The sequence below is a fragment of the Mesorhizobium sp. M1E.F.Ca.ET.041.01.1.1 genome (genome assembly GCF_003997355.1).
Taxonomy (GTDB): domain Bacteria; phylum Pseudomonadota; class Alphaproteobacteria; order Rhizobiales; family Rhizobiaceae; genus Mesorhizobium.
Map to the genome: position 1 here is coordinate 1 of NZ_RZSL01000720.1, position 2,623 is coordinate 2,623.

The following is a 2,623-nucleotide window of genomic DNA, read 5'->3' on the forward strand; positions in this document are numbered from 1 at the left end:
ACCCTGGCCGTCGGCTGTGATCGTCTCCATGCCGGGATGCCGCTCTTTCATCTCTTCGAGCGTCGCGACGGATAGAAGTTTCGAATTGCCGCCGCGAACGGCAAGCATCGGCACGGCGGCGAGCGCGTCGAATTGCGGCCATAGATCCGGCAGCGGCTTGGGGAAGTCCGCGTCTGCCAGCGTGTCGACCAGGGCCGGGTCGAAATCCGGCACCAGTCCCGCGTCCGTATCGCGGTAGATGGCGGCTACCAAGCGAGCCCAGTCAGCGTCGGACAGCGCCGGGAAGCTCGCGCCATGCGCGCGCCACTGTGCGTCGACCGCCTCGGCGAATGTCTTCGGTTTCGGGTTGCGATCGAGATAGGTGCGGATATGGGCCAAGCCTTGCGCCTCTATCACCGGGCCGATGTCGTTGAGGACGATGGCCCTCAGCGCGGCCGGCTGCAGCGCGCCGAGCACATGGATGATCAGCCCGCCGCGCGAGGTGCCGATGAAGGCGGCATCTTCGATGCCCAGCGCCGCCAGCCCAGCAAGCACGTCGCCGGCCTCGACGCCGACATTGTAGTGGCCGATATCGGGATCATAGTCGGATTGCCCGCGTCCGCGATAATCGAAAGCGACGACCTTGCGCGGCCTCTTCGCCTTGCTTGAAAGGTAAAGCGCCAGCTCATGGAAGTCGCGCGCATTGCGGGTGAGGCCGGGCAGGCAGACGACCGGCCAGCCGGTGTTGGCCTCGCCGTAGATCCGGGCATGGAGTTTCAGGCCGTCGGGTGCGGCGTAGAAGAAGTCGGAAAAGCCGTCGCTCGCCATCGGGATCCTGCTCCTCGTTGAGGTGACCGACAGCTACAGGCGAGGGCTGGGATCGTCAAATGAGAGACTCCTCCTTCTCCCCTTGTGGGAGAAGGTGGATCGGCGCGCAGCGCCGAGACGGATGAGGGGTGTTGGAAGGAATGCGACGACGGCGATCTGCCGTCGGGTATCCTGGCTGGAAAAGGGCATCGCCAAGCTGGAACACTCTCATCCGACCGAGCTTCGCTCGGCCACCTTCTCTCACAAGGGGAGAAGGAAAAGGCCCTCAACCCCGCCCGTTCACCAGATCTCCGACAATATCGTACTTGCCTGAAATACGCATCTTGTAGACCTCGTAATTCTCCATCACGCGCTGCACGTAACTTCTTGTTTCCGTGTAGGGAATCCGCTCGATCCAGTCGACGATGGCGTCCACGTCCTTGCCGCGCGGGTCGCCGTATTTCGCCACCCATTGGGCGGCGCGGTTGGGGCCGGCATTGTAACCGGCGAAGGTCAGCACATAGGAGCCGTTGAAGCGGTCGAGCTGCTCGCCGAGGAAGGCCGAACCCAGCGTCGCGTTATAGCCCGCATCGCTCGTCAGCCGCGCCTGCGAGAAGATCATTCCGGCCTTTTTCGCCAACTGCCTGGCGGTGCCGGGCATCAATTGCAAAAGGCCGCGCGCGCCGGCGCTGGAAATCGCCCCGACATTGAACTCGCTCTCCTGGCGGGCGATGGCATAGGCCAGCGCCTTGCCGGAGCCGGAGATGTTGGCCGAATCGGGAATGACGCCCAGCGGATGCGACAGCGCGCCGACATCGATGCCGCGCTGGGCGGCGATCTTGCCGACCTTCAGAGCCATGAAATGGTTGCCCTGCTTTTCGGCGAGCACCGCAAGCAGCGCGAGCTCGCCCGGGCTGGTCAGTTGTCCCGCAAGGTCGCGGTAGAGCGTTTCGGCATAGCGGTCATAGCCCGCCTCCTGCAGCCGCCTGATCGCGTTCACCGCCTCTCTGGCTTCGAAACTCTGGCGGTCGGCGGCACTCGGCTTCGGATAGGCGATGTTGAGGGTCCTGAGGCCCACGCGTTCGCCGGCGAGCTGGCCATAGAAGGTCGTGCCATAGGCTGCCGCGCGGGTGAAGTAGTCCTTCGCGCTGCCTGGACCGCCGACCTCCGCGGCGCGGCCGAGCCAGTAATAGGCGCGCGACAACGACACCGGGCCCTGGGCGAGGTCGGCGATGCGCGAAAAATGCGCGGCAGCGCCCGCCGGATCGTTGAGACCGCGCAATGCGTACCAGCCGGCATGGAACTCGGCTTCGGCGGCGCTGCCCGGGCTCTCGGCCGCATGCATGGAAACAATTCTATAGGCGGTCTTCATGTCGCCCTGGTCGACCAGTTCGCGCGACAGAACGCGGCGTTCCACCCACCAGGCTTCGGGATCGACCAGCGAATCGCGGTCGGTCGGCGCTTTCATCACGATCGCCGCGGCATCGCCGAATTTCTGCTGCTTGCGCAGATATTCGGCCTCGGCGAAGAAATAGCCGGCAGAACGCTGCGCCGCGGGCACGGCCTTCAGCAGCTTCGCCGCGTTCTTGTCGCCTTTGTCGGCCGCGGCCCAGGCATCCGCCAGTTGCTGCGCGCCCGCAAGGCCGGCGATCCGCAGCGCCGAGGACGGCCGGTCGGCGTAGAACATGCGCTCCATGCGAAAGCGATGGTCGGCTGCTGGGATCAGCGCGCCGAACTCCTTGATGATGGCCGTCTCGTCCTTCTCTTCCAGCTTCTCGCTGCGCCAGAACGGCACCAGCACCGCCCGCGCAGCCGGCTGGTTACCGAGCGCCACCTG

The 2,623-nt window shown here is 65.2% G+C and carries 2 protein-coding genes; both read right to left on the bottom strand.

The window, feature by feature from the left end; translation table 11 throughout:
- The coding region (locus tag EOA38_RS33120; protein ID WP_145966188.1) for an alpha/beta hydrolase at positions 1–807 on the bottom strand (807 nt) is incomplete at its 3' end.
- Positions 808–1,072: 265 nt separating this feature from the next.
- Positions 1,073–2,623: lytic transglycosylase domain-containing protein (locus tag EOA38_RS33125; RefSeq protein ID WP_145966189.1), on the bottom strand; the 1,551-nt coding region annotated here is incomplete at its 5' end.